Genomic DNA, 16649 nt, shown 5'->3' with positions numbered 1-16649 from the left:
AGATAATGAAGAGGGGATGCCCATGCTTTCAGTCTCGCTTTTTTTGTTTGGCGGATCATTGCACATGTTATAATAAGAACATAATTCAAGAGGGGTGAGTGGGCGATGCGCATTAAAGTACTAGGATACAATATTTTTCAAGTTGGTGGGACTTCACAAAGTAACTTGAATCTTGTTCGTGCGTTAGTTGCAGGTGGACATGATGTAACATATGTGAACTTTGTGGGATTTCAGAAACGTCACGTCCAAGAGCTGAAACAATCAAAAGAAGCTGCACTGGCAGGCGCACAGGTTGTCGCATTTCGTGGTATCCAATCATTATTGGATACAGATATGCTCATTATCACGAGAGAGAACTTTTTTAATATGGCTCGTGAAGTGAAGCAACATGATGCCAATATAATTGTTTTAGGTGAAATTCACGGTCCACTTGCTTATTTGCCTGAACAAACGACGCTTGCTCTGGATGCGATTGATGCAGTACGTGTTAGTACGGCAGAGATTGCTGAATCATTTGCACAACATTATGCATATCCTTATGTTTTCCCTATGTATGTCAATACAGCACATATTAATTGGCAAATAGCACCCCCTATCACCAATAGAAATTTGCTGGTGAAAGCGCGTTTTGAAGATGAGGTTAAAGATGTGTCTTATGTCTTGAAATTAATGCGCTATGCGATTCATGAAAAAGGTCAGCACGATGTACACTTATATTTACAAGGTTATGGTCCGTCATTAGAATTGTATAAGCGATTGATTGATTACTATGCTTTGACCAATTATGTGCATATTAACGAAGAGACGCCAGAAGCGTATGTGTATATATCGGCGTCACCTTATGAAACATTGGGCTATTCAATACTCGAATCGATTGCAAGTGGGCAACGTGCATTGATTTATCCAGGTGATGATAAAGTGTTAGCGCATATCTACAAGTCATATAATGCGGTAGATTTTATACAGAAAGACTTAGCAACGGACTATAAGACTATGATGACTGCTTTTGAAAAGCTATATGCATTGGCACAACAACAAGAAGATCAACAAAGGTATGAGCGGCAGTTTGTGCAAGAAGATTATGCAAAATGTTTAATTACACAGACTATTCGATGTGCGACTGAACATGCTATTCAAGTGACAAATGTACAAAAGCCAAAGATAACAGCCAAACAACAGTATTGGGAAGGTCAGCGTAGACGTTTGGTTGGAAAGCTTAAACGCTCGATAAAGTTACCTAAAAAACTGACACACAATGTATGGTCGCAACGTATCAGTCGCGCTGTGTTATTAGGAGAAGCACGTTTGAAACGAATGCAACGTCAACAAAGTGTGCGAGAAAACCATATTTTTGTCGAATCATTTCATGGTAAGAATTTTTCAGGAGATCCAAAATACATCGCATTGGCACTACAATACTTGCATCCTGAAGCGATTTTTTATGTCAGTGCAGCAAATGAATTCGTTGATATGGAAATTCGTTCATATGGCATGATACCCGTACGCTTTGGTTCTAGAGATTATATTCAAGCTTTTGACCAATGTCGTTATGTCATCATTAATGGCAATCTATGGGATAAGCTGACGAAACAAAAGGAACAGTGCGTTATTCAAACATGGCATGGATTTCCATTAAAGCGCATGGTCAATGATTTAATGGATTTAGAAGAACGTCGACGTCAAGCTGCGCAGTTTAAACCGCGCATGCTGAAATGGGATGTGTTATTGACGTCATCAAGACAATATGAACGCTATGTCACGTCAGCTTTTGACTTGGATGCACATCCATCATTGCGTATTTTCCCATATGGCGCACCACGTAATAGTTATTTAATTCGCTATCAACAAGATGAGCAAGAACGCGCGATGATTCAAGAAAAGTATTTGTTCACTAAGGATGCTACAAAATGTTACATACTATTTTGTCCAACATGGCGTAAGGGGACACGTAACAATGTGTCTGATGTAGATTTAGTAGAATTGATAAAAACATTGCCGTCGAATTATGAGATTATTGTCAAATTGCACCCGAACGAGGGGCATTTACAGCGAACATATCAAGCGATGCATCAACGAATTCATTGTTTTGCAAATGAACTTGTTGATATTCAAGAATTGTATTTGCTAGCAGATGTGCTCATAACGGATTACTCTTCAGCAATGTTTGATTATGCGCATTTGCAACGTCCGATTCTAATTTTGGCTGAAGACACGGAAGCGTATCGACAGGAAATCGGTTTTTATTTTGATATGGCAGAGCTAACATCGATACAACGGGTAAGAACGGATGTGACTGCTATCTCATCCGCTATTAAAGAGGCATTGAACGTTAATCATAGTGATATAATTGAACGCTTTATGACTTATGATACCGCCACATCAGATGAGACTGTCGCAAGGAAAATATGGCAATGTTAAAGTTATAGGAAAGGTGAGCGTTATGAAAGCGAAGAAAACAAATGCAATGCGCATATTAGATCGTGCTAAAATCGATTATGAAATGCGTACATTTACTGTTGGAGACGAACATATAGAGGGTTCAGAAGTGGCAGAACGTATAGGTGTTGCAGAGGCACAAGTTTTTAAAACATTGGTGCTAACGAATGGTAAGCGTGAGTATTTTGTGTTCGTCATTCCAGTATCGGGGCACCTTGATATGAAAGCAGCCGCAGCAAGTGTCAATGAGAAAAAATTAAATTTGATGCCATTAGATGATTTGAAAAAAGTAACAGGTTATGTTCGTGGTGGGTGTTCGCCCATTGGTATGAAAACGAAATTTATGACTGTTATTGATGCAGCAGTTGAACATATTGATCAAGTATTTGTTAGCGCAGGTCAACGTGGGGTACAAATGGGTGTCGCACCCAACGATCTAATTCAGGTGGCAGAGGCTAAAGTAGCCACAGTTGCAACACAATAAGGCGAATCAATCACATGATGGCGCGCTTCGTGTTTTTTTCATGAATATTTAGCATGTTGTGGTTGAGTAGGCTGAGCAGTAAGAAAAACATTGTAAAAGACAGACACATGATGATTGATTATGATTGTTATGTGTCTTTTTTGTGACTTTATATGACTGAAATTGAATGAATATGATTGCATATGATTGATTTTTGAAAGCGAATACAATATACTGTAAGAGAATTGAGGTGGTTAGATGTTAACGGATAAACGACATGCGTTAATTATTGATGTGTTGGAGCAACATAACTTTTTAAGTTTACAGCAGTTGATAGACTATACGGGTTCAAGTGCATCAACAATTCGTCGAGATTTGACGAAACTTCAAGCGGAAGGATTGCTTACACGTGTACATGGGGGGGCGAAGTTAGTAGCTTTGACCACAGAGCCAGAACTAGCAATGAAGCGTACACAACATATTGAAGAAAAGATTGAGATTGCAAAACAAGCAGCGAGCCTAATTAATGATGGAGATTGCTTGTATCTTGATGCAGGATCAACAACGTTAGAGATGATTCCGTACATGAGTGCAACAGATATTACAGTTGTGACGAATGGTTTAACACATGTTGAAGCATTGTTGAAGCAAGGGATTCGCACATATATTGTTGGCGGTGAGATGAAACCAACGACGATGGCGGTTGTTGGAACACGTGCGGTGAACTTTTTAAGAAATTATTGTTTCAATAAAGTGTTTCTTGGCATTAATGGCATTGACGCTACGATGGGATTAACGACACCAGATGAACGTGAAGCACTGATGAAGGAAGTAGCGATTCAACAGAGTCAACAAACATATGTCCTTGCTGATGCTTCTAAGTTTAATCAGACACATTTTGCTACTGTAAAGGCGGTAGAACCACCGATTGTTATTACATCAGAACAAGGGCGTAAGCTCGGTAAAGATATTTTAGAAACAGTAAATCTGGAACTACTAGGAGGATAATTATGATTTATACAGTAACGTTAAATCCATCGATTGACTATATAATGTTTGTTGATGGTTTTGAAGCGGGTGCGTTAAATCGAACAACTGCGACTGCAAAGTTTGCGGGCGGTAAAGGTATCAACGTTTCACGTGTGTTACAAACATTGGATGTGCCATCAATAGCACTTGGCTTTGTCGGTGGATTTCCTGGAAAGTTTATTGAAGAGACTTTAACAACTGCTGGGATTGCAACAGCATTTACTCAAGTTGATGAAGATACACGTATCAATGTGAAGCTGAAAAGTGGGACTGAAACGGAAATTAATGCGGCAGGCCCAACCATCACTGAGAACCATATTGAAGCGTTATTCGCACAGTTACGTCAAACAACGTCGGAAGATATTGTCGTGATAGCAGGTAGTGTGCCAAGCAGTGTACCAAATACGATTTATTCAGATATGGCGAAGATTGTGAAAGAAACAGGGGCACAGTTTGTGGTTGATGCTGAAAAGTCACTAGTTGAAGGAATTTTACCGTATGGTCCACGTTTAATTAAACCGAACAAGGTGGAGTTGGAAGAAATGTTCGATACAACATTAACTTCTGATTCAGATGTCCTTCAGTATGGTCGTAAGTTGTTAGATAAAGGTGCACAAGCTGTATTGGTGTCACTAGGTGGAGCGGGAGCAATTTATGTTGATCGCACACAAGCATATAAGGTAGCAGCACCTAAAGGAGACGTTATTAATACGGTTGGTGCAGGTGATAGCACCGTGGCAGGAATGGTCGCTGGTTTCACACAAGGTTTGTCGCAACAAGATACATTAGCATTAGCGATTGCATCGGGGTCAGCAACAGCATTTAATGATGATTTAGCAGAACGTACGATGATTGATACATTATTGAAAAACATCCGTATGACACAGTTACATGAGGAGGGATAATATGAGAATTACAGAATTATTAACAAAAGACACGGTTGCAATGGATCTTGAAGCAACATCAAAAGACGCAGCCATTTTAGAGTTAGCTCAACAATTAAACCAAGCAGGTAAACTAAATAACTTAGATGATTTTGTGACAGCAATTCATGCACGTGAAGCGCAAAGTTCAACAGGTATTGGTGAAGGGATTGCCATTCCACATGCGAAAGTAGAAGCGGTCAATACACCAGCCATTGCTTTCGGTAAATCCAAAGCAGGTATTGATTATCAAAGCTTAGATATGCAACCAGCACACTTATTTTTTATGATCGCTGCACCGGCATCAGGCGCACAAACGCACTTAGATGCGCTTGCGAAATTATCTGGGATTTTAATGGATGATAAAGTGCGTGAGGCATTGTTACACGCTGAATCACCTGAAGAAGTGTTAGCGATTATTAACAAAGCAGATGATGAAGTAGCAGATGAAGATGAAGTGGTCGCACCAGCTGACCTAGACGCTAATGAACCATATGTGTTAGCGGTAACGGCTTGTCCAACAGGTATTGCGCACACATTTATGGCACGTGACGCTTTGAAAAAACAAGCGGAAGAGATGGGTGTTCAAATTAAAGTTGAAACAAACGGTGCAGGTGGTATTAAAAACCATTTGACAGCGGAAGATATTGAAAAAGCAGACGGTATTATTGTTGCGGCAGATGTACATGTTGAAACGAATCGCTTTGACGGTAAAAATGTCGTACAAGTACCAGTAGCAGATGGGATTAAACGTCCAGAAGCATTGATTAATACAGCGCTAGATAAAAGTAGAAAACCTTTCGTTGCTGAAAAAGGTGGCAGTTCTTCAGAAAGTAGCGATGAAAAGTTAGGTATCGGTAAAACGATTTATAAACACTTGATGAATGGTGTATCTAACATGTTACCACTTGTAATTGCTGGTGGTATTTTAATGGCAATTGTTTTTATGATTCATCCAAATGCTTTTGATCCAGAAAGCAGTCATTACAATGAATTCGCGGCAACACTATGGCAAATTGGTAGTGAAAGTGCTTTTAAATTAATCGTGCCAATTTTAGCAGGTTATATTGCACGTAGTATTGCAGATAAACCAGGTTTCGCAGCAGGTCTTGTCGGTGGTATGTTAGCGGTAACGGGTGGTTCAGGTTTCATCGGTGGTATTATTGCCGGTTTCTTAGCAGGTTATGTAACACAAGGTATTAAAGCATTGACAAAGAACTTCCCACAAGTGCTTGAAGGTTTAAAACCAACATTGATTTTCCCGATTTTCTCAGTGACAATCACTGGTTTAGCAATGGTGTATATCTTCAACACACCAGCATCATGGTTGAACAATGCATTAATTTCAGGTTTAGATAGCTTATCAGGCGCCAATGTAGTGATTCTTGGTATCGTTATTGGTGCGATGATGGCGATTGATATGGGTGGGCCATTCAATAAAGCGGCATATGTATTCAGTACAGCAGCGTTAACAGCAGGTAATGCAGAACCTATTACAGCAGCAATGGTCGGTGGTATGGTACCACCAATCGCATTAGCTATTGCGATGTTGATTTTCGGTAGTAAGTTTACAAAAGCACAAAAAGGTTCTATCGTACCAAACTTTATTATGGGTGCAAGCTTTATTACAGAAGGTGCAATTCCATTTGCAGCAGCAGACCCATTACGTGTTATTCCGTCAATGATGGTCGGTTCAGGTATTGCGGGTGGTTTAGCGTTACTGTTCGGTTCTCATATCCAAGCCCCACACGGCGGTATTTTCGTATTCTTTATCGGTAATAGTGTTGGTCAAGCGTTCCTTACAATGCTTGCAATCGTTATCGGTGCACTTGTCGGTGCTGTAATGTACGGTTTATTGAAGAAAAAACCAACAGACGCTCCAACAATTTAATAATTTTAACTTACGAGGCGAGTCACCAATGGGTGGGCCTCGTTTTATTTTTACGATTGCGGGTATATTTTATTGTTATATACAACTCAAGACTTATTTTGACTCGTCATAAGGATTCTTGTCTATAAAACGACAAAAAGTTGTGGTATGATAAAATTAATATTTTTATGTCTGGAGGTAACTCAATGGGAAGGATTTAGTATGTATATTGTATTCAAGAATAATAACAAACAAAAACATGACGACATCACTTTCTATTGAGTGGTGCTAAAATTACGGAGGTGAATCCCTAGATATTAGGGAACTAATTGGAGAGTACGACCATTATTTATTTAATTATATTTTTTATATTAATCGCGTTGACAACAGTCTTTGTAGGCTCTGAGTTCGCATTAGTAAAAGTGCGTGCGACGCGCATCGAACAATTGATTGGCGAGGGAAATGGCAATGCACGTGTTGTCAAAAAAATGATTTCCAATCTAGACTATTATTTGTCTGCTTGTCAGCTAGGTATCACCGTGACATCACTTGGACTAGGTTGGTTAGGTGAACCCCTGTTTGAACGTCTTTTACATCCGATTATTGAATTATTGCATATACCGGGGCCACTGGTAACAACAATTTCAGTTGTCACAGCTTTCACGATTGTAACATATATTCATGTCGTTATCGGGGAGCTAGCCCCTAAAACATTAGCCATTCAATATACTGAACGTATTGCATTATTGTATGCGCGTCCACTATATTATTTCGGATTCATTATGAAGCCATTGATTTGGTTGATGAATGGTTCAGCGCGTTTGATTATTCGTATGTTCGGTGTTGATCCGAATGTCAACAACGAAGCAATGTCTGAAGAAGAACTGAAGATTATTATGAACAACAGTTATCATGGTGGCGAAATTAACCAGACAGAATTGGCGTATATGCAGAATATATTTTCGTTTGATGAGCGCCATGCCAAAGACATTATGGTACCAAGAACACAGATGATTACTTTGAACGAACCATTCAATGTAGATGACTTGTTGGAGACGGTAAAAGAACACCAGTTCACACGTTATCCAATCACTGAAGATGGTGATAAAGACCATATCAAAGGATTTATTAATGTTAAAGAATTCTTAACAGAGTACGCTTCAGGTGTGCCTATCAAGACAAGCGACTATATCCATGAACTACCGATGATTTCTGAAACGACACGCATTAGTGACGCATTGGTTCGCATGCAGCGTGAACATGTACATATCAGTTTAATTATTGATGAGTATGGTGGAACAGCAGGTATTTTAACGATGGAAGACATCTTGGAAGAGATTGTCGGTGAGATTCGAGATGAATTCGATGATGATGAAGTGAATGACATTGTACAATTAGACGAAAAAACGTATCAAATTAACGGACGTGTATTATTAAGCGATCTTGAAGAACAGTTTGATATTGAATTTGAAGACTCAGATGACATCGATACAATCGGTGGATGGCTACAAGCGCAAAACACGGATCTTGAGCAAGATGATTATATCGATACAGTTTTCGATAGATGGGTGATTTCAGAGATTGAAAACCACCAAATCATTCACGTATTGTTGCATTACGAATATAATGCAGAACGTCCAAGTAATATGGATGAAGATGAACAAGAGGAAGATTAATAAATAGAGATAAAGGGCAGCATTTTTGGATAAACGATTCAAAAATGTTGTTCTTTTACTTTAGTATCAATTTATATATGTAATTTTTTTAAAAACAAGTTATAATGAAAAAGGGAATGGGTACTAATAATGATATAGACGTGGGATAATACGTATATTATTATTGAGAGAATAATATTGAAATCTACAATTCTCACTTTTAAATAATAATAGAGCAAGTCTCAAATTGAAATTAAATGAATGAAGTAGGTGTACTTAGAGTGAAAGTAAGAGTAATTGTGCCTTGTTATAATGAAACAGCTATCTTACAACGAACGATTGATAAGCTGCAAGAGATATTAGATATTGATGCGCAAAAACAAGGTTACACATATGATTTGTTGTTTATTGATGACGGCAGCAAAGATACAACGATTGATATTTTACAACAGGCGGCTGCGCAATCATCAGTTGTCAAGTTTCTTTCGTTCAGTCGTAACTTTGGTAAAGAATCCGCGATGATTGCTGGTTTTGAACACAGTGTTGATTGTGATGCAGTAGTGATGATTGATGCGGATTTACAGCATCCACCAGAGTTAATTCCAGAGATGATTAAGGCATATGTTGAAGGTTACGATCAAGTCATTGCTAAGCGCAACCGTGATGGGGAATCTGCAGCGCGTAAATGGATGACGCGATTGTATTATAAGATGATTAATTATTGGGTGGAAGATATTGAATTGATTGACGGAATAGGTGATTTCCGTTTGCTGAGTCAACGTGCAGTACGTTCGCTTGTTAGTATGGGCGAATACAATCGTTTCTCTAAAGGTCTATTTGCATGGATTGGTTATAATACCAAAATTATGAGTTATGACAATGTATTGCGTGATGCAGGAGAATCTAAATGGTCATTTAAAAGTTTGTTGAACTATGCGATTGATGGGTTGATTTCTTTCAATAATAAACCATTGCGTATGATGATTTATTTAGGGGTTTCTATCTTTGGTTTGAGCTTGTTATATCTCATTTATTTGTTAATAGACACACTTTTACACGGTATTGCTGTTCCAGGATACTTAACAATGATTGCGTCCATATTGCTCATGGGAGGTATCCAATTGATATCTATCGGTATTGTTGGTGAATATATTGGTAGGATTTATTATGAAGTGAAACAGCGACCGAAGTACATTGTACGTGCAGCGAATGTTGCACAACCTAAAAAAGAGCCTTTAGATATACCTTATACAAATCATATCCAATTGGATGACAAAGAATAGTATGATAGACATCCTACAAGTCGACTGAAAATACGGCTGTAGGATGCTTTTTTAGGCTGTTTGTAAGTAGATATGTATTGTTTGGCATAGCGTTTGAGTGATTAATTCAGTTTTGTAAAATAATTGTGACTTTTTGAATGCTATCCAATTACGACATTGGTATAATAAGATGAAATGTAATAGTTAGGAGAAACTTCATGGCTTCTTTTGTTATTATTAATAGCATTGTTGCTATCGTTATACTCACATTCGACATGTACCGCCATAGATTTCAATCTCTAAATCTAAGCAGTGTATTGCTTGTGATTACAACGAATGGCTTTATCAACTTAATCTTGCTTGGGAAATTAATGTTTATATCCATTTTTACTGTACTGATGTACTGTATTTGGACGATATTACAATATTATTTAAATCATCATTTTCAGCCTTTTATGATTAGGCAACAAAAGTTTTTGACAGTGATACTTACAATTATGTTAAGCATTTCACTGGTTGTCGTGGATCAGACAGCTGACCAGTCATATTATATGTCTGTTCCTTATCTTGCCCCTGCTATTTTTGCAGTTGGTGCAATTCTGCTGTTTTCTAGTACGTTTGACTCCGATTGGTTTCAAGGTCTATATAATAGGCTAAAAATTAAATACCCTTTATGGGTGGGCACATCATTAGTGATGTTATCATTTATTATTATGGTAGCACTGACGCCTTTGTGGTACTTATTTGTATTTCTCTATGGTGGTTTTTGGATACTGTTGTTTATCGAAAAAATATTTATTTTAAATTTATATGATTAGAAGTTAGAATAACGGGTATTACTGTATTATCAAATGATTTAATATAAAGAGGAGGCTATTATAATGGGCTTTATTGTCATGTTAATAGTAGGTGGTCTCATTGGTTGGGCTGCCGGAGCAATTTTAGGTAAAGATATCCCTGGTGGTATTTTAGGTAATATTATCGCTGGTTTACTCGGTTCTTGGGTCGGCGGTATGATTTTTGGTGACTGGGGCCCATCATTCGGTGGTGTAGATGTATTCCCAGCATTACTTGGCTCAATTATTTTCATCGCAGTTGTTTCACTTGTTTTAGGTAAACTTCGCGGTAAAAAATAAAGGTTACTATAGATGAGAACACGCGCTATGCATGGGTATAGGCGTGTTTTTTTCGGTGTTACATCTTTTGTGGTGGGATGACATGATGCGTCATTCTGCCTTTTTTAGTATGCCAAGTGCTAATGCCTCTATTACTTTAAATGCCGAAACTCAAATTAAAGGAGACATAATGCGTCTTGGTAAGTGAGCAATTAAGAAACGATGATATTTAAAAAGCGCACAATCACAACGGACTGTACGCTAAATAAAAGTGGCTATTTCGTCTTATCTGGAATTACAAGATAAGTATCATTATTTTTTCACCACAGAAGTTGAACAACATTTTTTACAGTTAGTTGTTCAACCAGTCATTAATTTTTTGTGTAATTTCATCAAGCTTAGAATTTACTTTATCTAACTGTTCTTGCATTTTATCTAGGTTGCCATTTTGTCGTTCGTTTTCAGCTTCTTGCAACTTATCGATAGTATCTTCATATTGATTAGCAACCTTATCAGCTTGTTTGGTATCGATACTATTTCGTAAGTCTTGAATTTGTTGTTTGAGCTGATCTATTTTGCTTTGTGATTCGTTGTTATTAGATGCAATGCTATCTTGTGTATCCTTAATCTGTTGCTGTAATGCTGCATCTTTTTGTTGCAATGCTTCTTCTTGTGTATTGTTTTCGTTGTTAGCTGTTTGCGTTTCTTGATTTGTTGTATCATCTACATCATTTTGGTTGCATGATTTGAATACAAACAGACCAATGACCAATAGCGCAATAATCAAACCGACAAGCAACCATTTGTTTTTGCGGTTAGTTTTTTGAATTTCGGCATCTTTTTGACGCAGATATTCATAATCATGCGACTGTGATTGCCTAGAATTTTGGATAAGGATGCCGCCAAAAACTTCATGTTGTTGTTGATCTGTTAATGTATTGACATTAAGATCTGTATTGAGCTGATTGTACTTATCATAGGCGATAATTGTACCATCATCTAAAATCTTTTCGACTCTTGGGTAAACTTCAGAATGCTGCGTACGTCGCATCATATCACTCCTAGTTATTGAGATTGTCAAGAAAGAAACAGAAAGCACATCAAAAATTTAGCATCTGTCCTGCTCCTATTTTACACCCCTTTTAGGTTACTCCACAACAAAGTATGCAATTGTGGCAAAACATGAACACGGTTTAATTCAGTGTTAGTCATTACGTGGTTGATTAACCATTCATAGCGATTCAATAGGCGCTCTGTATGATTTTCGACTTCATCCTCTAAAAAAGGATTGCCTACTTGTAAGTAGAATGGCAAGTCGGAATAGCGCTTGTGAATAGTTTGTGCAAAAGTTAAATCTGCTTCATCGAATACAACAACTTTGAGACTGAGTGATGACGGGCGACATTGTGCAATGACGGTATCCAATTGTGCTAAGTCTTGATCCATACCAGAGCTTGGTGGTTTAGGTGAAATTGTTAAATTGTGTATTTGATACATCCATGGTTGAAATTTGGTTCCTTGTGTTTCGAGTGCGAGCTGAATCCCTCGAGTGTCACACAGGTCAACAAACGACTGTAAGTTTTTGAGTAATGCTGGGTTACCCCCTGAGATAGTGACGTGATCGAAACAATCACCACCTATGTTTTTCAAGCGTTGCCAAATCTCTTCTGCGCTTAGCAACTCAATTTCATCACGCATGGAACCATCCCATGTGAATTTTGAATCGCACCAGCTACAACGGAAGTCACAGCCTGCTGTACGTACGAACATGGTTTTACGACCAATAACTTGACCCTCTCCTTGAATTGTCGGGCCAAAAATTTCGAGGACAGGTATTTTCGCAGTCATTTACATTTGCTCCTTAACATATTTTGGACGATAAACCACATAGCTGGAGGGTGTTTCACGTAAAAAGACTTGCAAACATTTTGGTGCGTGAGGTAGATCTGCCAAATGGTCGGCAACAATCTCGTAAATGGTTTGTGCAACCACTTCAGTTGAAGGGCTTTTACCTTCAAATAGTGGCAGGTCATTTAATAAATAATGGTCGAATTGATCATGAATTAAAGCTTTTAGGTGACTGAAGTTAATCAAAAACCCTGTGTCATCAAGTGCGTCGCCACAGATTGTCAAATTGACGAAATAAGTATGACCATGCGTGCGCATACATTTTCCTGCTTCTGGCGCTGCAATAAAATGTGCTGCTGAGAAATTAAAATCTTTGTTTAATTCAAATGTATAGGGGTGCGCAACGCTTGGATAAATTTGTTGCATCATTATTTAGACGCTCCTTTTTCATTGAGATATTGTTCTAAGCCACGTTGGCGGAGTTGACAGGCAGGACATGTGCCGCAACCTTCAGCAATAATCCCGTTATAACATGTCAGTGTTTGTGTACGAATATAATCTAATACGCCGAGTTCGTCGCTGAGTGCCCATGTTTCTTTTTTATCAAGCCACATGAGAGGTGTATGGATAGTAAAGTCACGATCCATTGCTAGGCTCATTGTCACGTTCATTGATTTGATGAATTGATCACGACAGTCTGGGTAGCCTGAGAAGTCCGTTTCACATACACCTGTAATGATATGTTTCGCATTGATTTGATAAGCGAGTGCACCAGCAAAAGATAAAAAGAGTAGGTTGCGTGCTGGTACGAAAGTGTTCGGGATACTATCTGTTGTATCAATATCAATATCTGATGTCAGTGCGTTAGGGGAAAGTTGTGATAATAATGACATATCTAAAATATGATGTTTCAAACCTTGGTCATGTGCGATTGTTTTAGCTACGTCAATTTCTTTAGCATGGCGTTGTCCATATTCAAACGTGACCAATTCAACTTCTTTAAAATGCTGTTTTGCATAGAATAAGCAAGTGGTACTATCTTGCCCACCACTAAAGACAACAAGTGCTTTTTCTTGCATGAGTGCCTTGGACATAATGTGTCGCTCCTTTGAATTGTGAGCGTTCCGAGCGGTTTTGGAAAGGGGGCTTAAGGTGCTATTTCATATAAATTCAAAATATCATATGATGAACAGCTGACGTACAAAAATAAAAAAAGTCCGTCCCCATAAACATAGACGGATACAGACAGTCTAGTTTTTTATAGAGGGTTAATATACGCTAGGAACCTCTGCATGATTGTTTTACGTTGATTAATGTAACGTATCTAGCGTGAGAAATCAACTGTTCGCTGTGTGTAATGCGTGGAAAAGTCAATTTTTAGAATGGCAAAAGTGAGATGTATGGCTCATTTTTGTCAATTGAAGAGACATTTGTGATAATAGAGATATTACAGTACAAATGAGGCAAAACAGATGATTATAATGATTGATAATAAAGATTCATTTACTTATAATATCGTGGATTATTTGAAAACGGAAAGTGTGCATCACGTTGAGGTGATTGACGTGGATGAGGTGACGATAGCTAGGTTAGAGGCACTGCAACCAGCTGCGATTGTCATTTCTCCAGGACCTGGTGCGCCGGCAGACTATCCGATACTACAAGATGTACTACATCATTTTGAACAACGTATACCGATATTAGGTGTATGTTTAGGGTTTCAATTAATCGTGACGTATTATGGTGGAGAGATTGTGCATGCTCCGTTTCCAGTACATGGACATACGACACGCATTACACACGATGGGTCACAACTTTTCAAAGGCTTACCTACGTCATTCAATGTCATGCGTTATCACTCGTTAATGGCGGAACCAACGAGTATTCAAGCCCCTTTAACAGTAACTGCAATGAACACTGACCATATCGTTATGGCAGTAGCACATGAAAGTTTGCCAATTTATGCAGTACAATACCATCCAGAGTCCATTTTGTCAGAATATGGACATGCACAAATATGGAATTTTTTAAGTGAGGTAGGTACAGTAAATGGTTGTGAAGTTTAATTATACCTATTATACAGATGAACAAAATACGACACAGTATCGCTATACGTTTGATCAACCATGTGTGTCACATGTGGCGCATACATTAGAAAAGGTAGGGCAAGTTGTTGCGCAGGCAGAAAAGCTCCAATCAGCTGGCTACTATGTGGCGCTGTATTTGCCGTATGAAGCAGCGCCATACTATAATGCGCAGTTTCAGACATATACACCGATTGATGGCATTTATGCAGCATGTTATGCATTTGAAGCGCCTGTAGATACAGATACATTGGACGATGATAAGTTAATAGAACAGGTCGAGATGCCAGCATTCACGTTTATAGAGACGCAAGAGGCAATTACAGAGAGCATTCGGGAGATACAACGTCAAATTGTAGATGGTTGGACGTATCAAGTGAACTATACGACAAGGCTTGAAGCACCTGCAACAACATCGATTGGTACATTGTACGAACGCCTGACACAACAAGCAAACGGTAGTTATACGGCACTCATAGATACGGAAGATTTACAAATTGCGTCTATTTCACCAGAATTGTTTTTCCAAGTCGGAGTTTTCGATGGAGACGAATGTACAGTGATGAGCAAGCCGATGAAAGGGACAATGCCACGAGGAAAGACAGCAGCAGAAGATCAAGCAAATTATGAAACATTGCGACAATCTGCCAAAGATCGTGCGGAGAATATTATGATTGTCGATTTATTGCGCAACGATATTGCACGTGTGGCGCAACAAGGCACGGTACGTGTAGGGGCATTGTGTGCAATTGAGACATATCCGACGGTGTATCAGATGACGACGATGGTTCTCGGAACAATCGATGCACAAGAGACGACGTTGAATGACTTGTTAGGGGCGTTATTCCCATGTGGTTCGATTACTGGGGCACCAAAAGTGAATACGATGTCCATCATTCAACGTTTGGAATCAACGCCACGTCATTGTTACTGTGGGACGATTGGCCTGTTGCACCCAGAAGGTAATGCAGTGTTCAATGTACCCATTCGAACCATACAACAATTAGACTCACGCTTAGTTTACGGTGTCGGTGCGGGTATTACGATTGATTCGGATCCTGAACAAGAATACAATGAATTTCAGGACAAAACGCTAATTTTAAAGGGGTGATAAACGTGCAATTATTCGAAACAATGCGCCTAGAAGCGGGAGAGATTCCACGTGAAACATACCATTACCAACGTATGGCGCGTTCTGCACAAGCGTTAGGGTTTGTTTTTTCACCAATGAAATGGCAACAGTTAATAGATGAGGCAAAGAAGACGCAGGTGAACGGAGTACATCGTTTAAAAGTGATACTATCAGCTTCAGGCACATTAACGGCTGAAGTTGGCACTTTAGCGGATAAGGCATGGATGACAGCACGCCTTGTACAAATTGCTGATGATACACCACAATGGCAACGAGTTAATAAAACTTCTGAGCGCGATTTTTTGCAACACAATCATCAAACGGATACTGTGTTATTTCATGATCAGCATGGTAAGTTATTAGAATTTGATATTGGTAATTTAGTGATTAAGTGCAACAATCAGCTTTGTACACCACACTATAATGATGATTTTTTACGTGGCTGCATGCGTCAATCATTATTAGAAAATGGAGAGATTATTGAGGCGGATATAACAATAGAGATGTTTACACAAGCTATTGAAAAGCATGATAAAATATGGATGATTAATAGTTTACGAGAGTGGGTTCCAGTGTACTTCCAATAAGAAGGTTGTGAGCGTTAAGTGATGGTAATCATGATTGAAATAGCATTATTTGTTTTTTTATTATGGTTGGGAAGATTTGTCTGTCTTAGGTGTTTGAAACGGCAACAGCGAATTTTAGCGTATCTTTGGATGGTCGTTGTGATTGTTGTACAAGCGATTATCATTTATTATTTTGTAGGTGATTTGGTAGAGCAGATGACCTTAGTATTAAAAATGTTTTATAATGAATCGTAAATGAGGTGAAA

17 protein-coding genes are annotated in these 16649 nt (G+C 38.6%); 13 read left to right on the top strand and 4 right to left on the bottom strand.

The window, feature by feature from the left end; genetic code table 11:
• Window positions 1-105: 105 nt before the first annotated feature.
• From NXS11_RS05940 to NXS11_RS05900, 9 genes are all read left to right on the top strand, one after another.
• Window positions 106-2418 carry a CDP-glycerol glycerophosphotransferase family protein gene (locus NXS11_RS05940; protein ID WP_259199774.1) on the top strand — a complete coding sequence of 771 codons (2313 nt, stop codon included), beginning with the start codon at window positions 106-108 and terminating at the stop codon, window positions 2416-2418.
• A gap of 22 nt (window positions 2419-2440) precedes the next feature.
• Window positions 2441-2920, top strand: a complete 480-nt coding sequence (gene ybaK / locus NXS11_RS05935; RefSeq protein ID WP_259199773.1) for a Cys-tRNA(Pro) deacylase — start codon at window positions 2441-2443, stop codon at window positions 2918-2920.
• A 237-nt stretch (window positions 2921-3157) separates the two neighbouring features.
• Complete coding sequence (locus NXS11_RS05930) at window positions 3158-3907, top strand: DeoR/GlpR family DNA-binding transcription regulator (RefSeq protein ID WP_259199772.1); 750 nt, start codon at window positions 3158-3160, stop codon at window positions 3905-3907.
• A 2-nt stretch (window positions 3908-3909) separates the two neighbouring features.
• Window positions 3910-4833, top strand: a complete 924-nt coding sequence (pfkB, locus tag NXS11_RS05925; protein WP_259199771.1) for a 1-phosphofructokinase — start codon at window positions 3910-3912, stop codon at window positions 4831-4833.
• 1 nt (window position 4834) lies between these two features.
• Entirely contained in the window at window positions 4835-6742 is a 1908-nt protein-coding gene (locus NXS11_RS05920; RefSeq protein ID WP_259199770.1) for a PTS fructose transporter subunit IIABC, read from the top strand.
• 308 nt (window positions 6743-7050) lie between these two features.
• Window positions 7051-8397: a hemolysin family protein gene (locus NXS11_RS05915; RefSeq protein ID WP_259199769.1), complete on the top strand. Its 1347-nt coding sequence runs from the start codon at window positions 7051-7053 to the stop codon at window positions 8395-8397.
• A gap of 260 nt (window positions 8398-8657) precedes the next feature.
• A complete protein-coding gene (locus NXS11_RS05910) occupies window positions 8658-9659 on the top strand; it encodes a glycosyltransferase family 2 protein (RefSeq protein WP_259199768.1) in 1002 nt (333 codons plus the stop codon).
• A 197-nt stretch (window positions 9660-9856) separates the two neighbouring features.
• Window positions 9857-10456, top strand: coding sequence for a hypothetical protein (locus NXS11_RS05905; RefSeq protein ID WP_259199767.1), 600 nt, complete (start codon window positions 9857-9859; stop codon window positions 10454-10456).
• Between the two features lie 60 nt (window positions 10457-10516).
• Entirely contained in the window at window positions 10517-10774 is a 258-nt protein-coding gene (locus NXS11_RS05900; protein ID WP_259200057.1) for a GlsB/YeaQ/YmgE family stress response membrane protein, read from the top strand.
• A 331-nt stretch (window positions 10775-11105) separates the two neighbouring features.
• Here the strand turns inward: NXS11_RS05900 and tssO are convergent, their stop codons facing one another.
• The 4 genes from tssO to queC form a co-directional block, all read right to left on the bottom strand.
• Window positions 11106-11804: a type VI secretion system TssO gene (tssO, locus tag NXS11_RS05895; RefSeq protein WP_259199766.1), complete on the bottom strand. Its 699-nt coding sequence runs from the start codon at window positions 11802-11804 to the stop codon at window positions 11106-11108.
• Between the two features lie 80 nt (window positions 11805-11884).
• A complete protein-coding gene (queE, locus tag NXS11_RS05890) occupies window positions 11885-12601 on the bottom strand; it encodes a 7-carboxy-7-deazaguanine synthase QueE (protein WP_259199765.1) in 717 nt (238 codons plus the stop codon).
• Window positions 12602-13030 (bottom strand): 6-carboxytetrahydropterin synthase QueD, encoded by a 429-nt coding sequence (queD, locus tag NXS11_RS05885; RefSeq protein WP_259199763.1) that lies wholly within the window; start codon window positions 13028-13030, stop codon window positions 12602-12604.
• Complete coding sequence (gene queC, locus NXS11_RS05880; protein ID WP_259199761.1) at window positions 13030-13695, bottom strand: 7-cyano-7-deazaguanine synthase QueC; 666 nt, start codon at window positions 13693-13695, stop codon at window positions 13030-13032. The genes queD and queC overlap by 1 nt, the downstream gene beginning before the upstream one ends.
• 378 nt (window positions 13696-14073) lie before the next feature.
• Here queC and NXS11_RS05875 point away from each other — a divergent pair, with 378 nt between their 5' ends.
• The 4 genes from NXS11_RS05875 to NXS11_RS05860 all read left to right on the top strand — a co-directional run bounded on the left by NXS11_RS05875 (window position 14074) and on the right by NXS11_RS05860 (window position 16638).
• A complete protein-coding gene (locus NXS11_RS05875) occupies window positions 14074-14667 on the top strand; it encodes an anthranilate synthase component II (RefSeq protein ID WP_259199759.1) in 594 nt (197 codons plus the stop codon).
• The gene (locus NXS11_RS05870) at window positions 14651-15796 is read left to right on the top strand and encodes a chorismate-binding protein (RefSeq protein ID WP_259199758.1); all 1146 of its coding nucleotides are present in this window, start codon (window positions 14651-14653) and stop codon (window positions 15794-15796) included. Before NXS11_RS05875 ends, NXS11_RS05870 begins: the two co-directional genes overlap by 17 nt.
• Before the next feature lie 5 nt (window positions 15797-15801).
• A complete protein-coding gene (locus tag NXS11_RS05865; RefSeq protein ID WP_259199756.1) occupies window positions 15802-16404 on the top strand; it encodes an aminotransferase class IV in 603 nt (200 codons plus the stop codon).
• Between the two features lie 93 nt (window positions 16405-16497).
• On the top strand, window positions 16498-16638 hold the full coding sequence (locus NXS11_RS05860) for a hypothetical protein (protein ID WP_259199754.1): 141 nt from the start codon (window positions 16498-16500) through the stop codon (window positions 16636-16638).
• Window positions 16639-16649 lie beyond the last annotated feature (11 nt).

The organism is Staphylococcus americanisciuri (genome assembly GCF_024814435.1).
Classification (GTDB): Bacteria; Bacillota; Bacilli; order Staphylococcales; family Staphylococcaceae; genus Staphylococcus; species Staphylococcus americanisciuri.
This window is presented reverse-complemented; position numbering and strand designations above follow the sequence as displayed.

What these genes read in the sequence shown, in the direction of transcription:
- NXS11_RS05875 (WP_259199759.1), top strand. Translation starts at nt 14,074, where the DNA reads ATGATTATAATGATTGATAATAAAGATTCATTTACTTATAATATCGTG.
- pfkB (WP_259199771.1), top strand. Translation starts at nt 3,910, where the DNA reads ATGATTTATACAGTAACGTTAAATCCATCGATTGACTATATAATGTTT.
- queC (WP_259199761.1), bottom strand. Translation starts at nt 13,695, where the DNA reads ATGTCCAAGGCACTCATGCAAGAAAAAGCACTTGTTGTCTTTAGTGGT.
- NXS11_RS05905 (WP_259199767.1), top strand. Translation starts at nt 9,857, where the DNA reads ATGGCTTCTTTTGTTATTATTAATAGCATTGTTGCTATCGTTATACTC.
- NXS11_RS05920 (WP_259199770.1), top strand. Translation starts at nt 4,835, where the DNA reads ATGAGAATTACAGAATTATTAACAAAAGACACGGTTGCAATGGATCTT.
- queE (WP_259199765.1), bottom strand. Translation starts at nt 12,601, where the DNA reads ATGACTGCGAAAATACCTGTCCTCGAAATTTTTGGCCCGACAATTCAA.
- ybaK (WP_259199773.1), top strand. Translation starts at nt 2,441, where the DNA reads ATGAAAGCGAAGAAAACAAATGCAATGCGCATATTAGATCGTGCTAAA.
- NXS11_RS05930 (WP_259199772.1), top strand. Translation starts at nt 3,158, where the DNA reads ATGTTAACGGATAAACGACATGCGTTAATTATTGATGTGTTGGAGCAA.
- NXS11_RS05940 (WP_259199774.1), top strand. Translation starts at nt 106, where the DNA reads ATGCGCATTAAAGTACTAGGATACAATATTTTTCAAGTTGGTGGGACT.
- queD (WP_259199763.1), bottom strand. Translation starts at nt 13,030, where the DNA reads ATGATGCAACAAATTTATCCAAGCGTTGCGCACCCCTATACATTTGAA.
- NXS11_RS05870 (WP_259199758.1), top strand. Translation starts at nt 14,651, where the DNA reads ATGGTTGTGAAGTTTAATTATACCTATTATACAGATGAACAAAATACG.
- tssO (WP_259199766.1), bottom strand. Translation starts at nt 11,804, where the DNA reads ATGCGACGTACGCAGCATTCTGAAGTTTACCCAAGAGTCGAAAAGATT.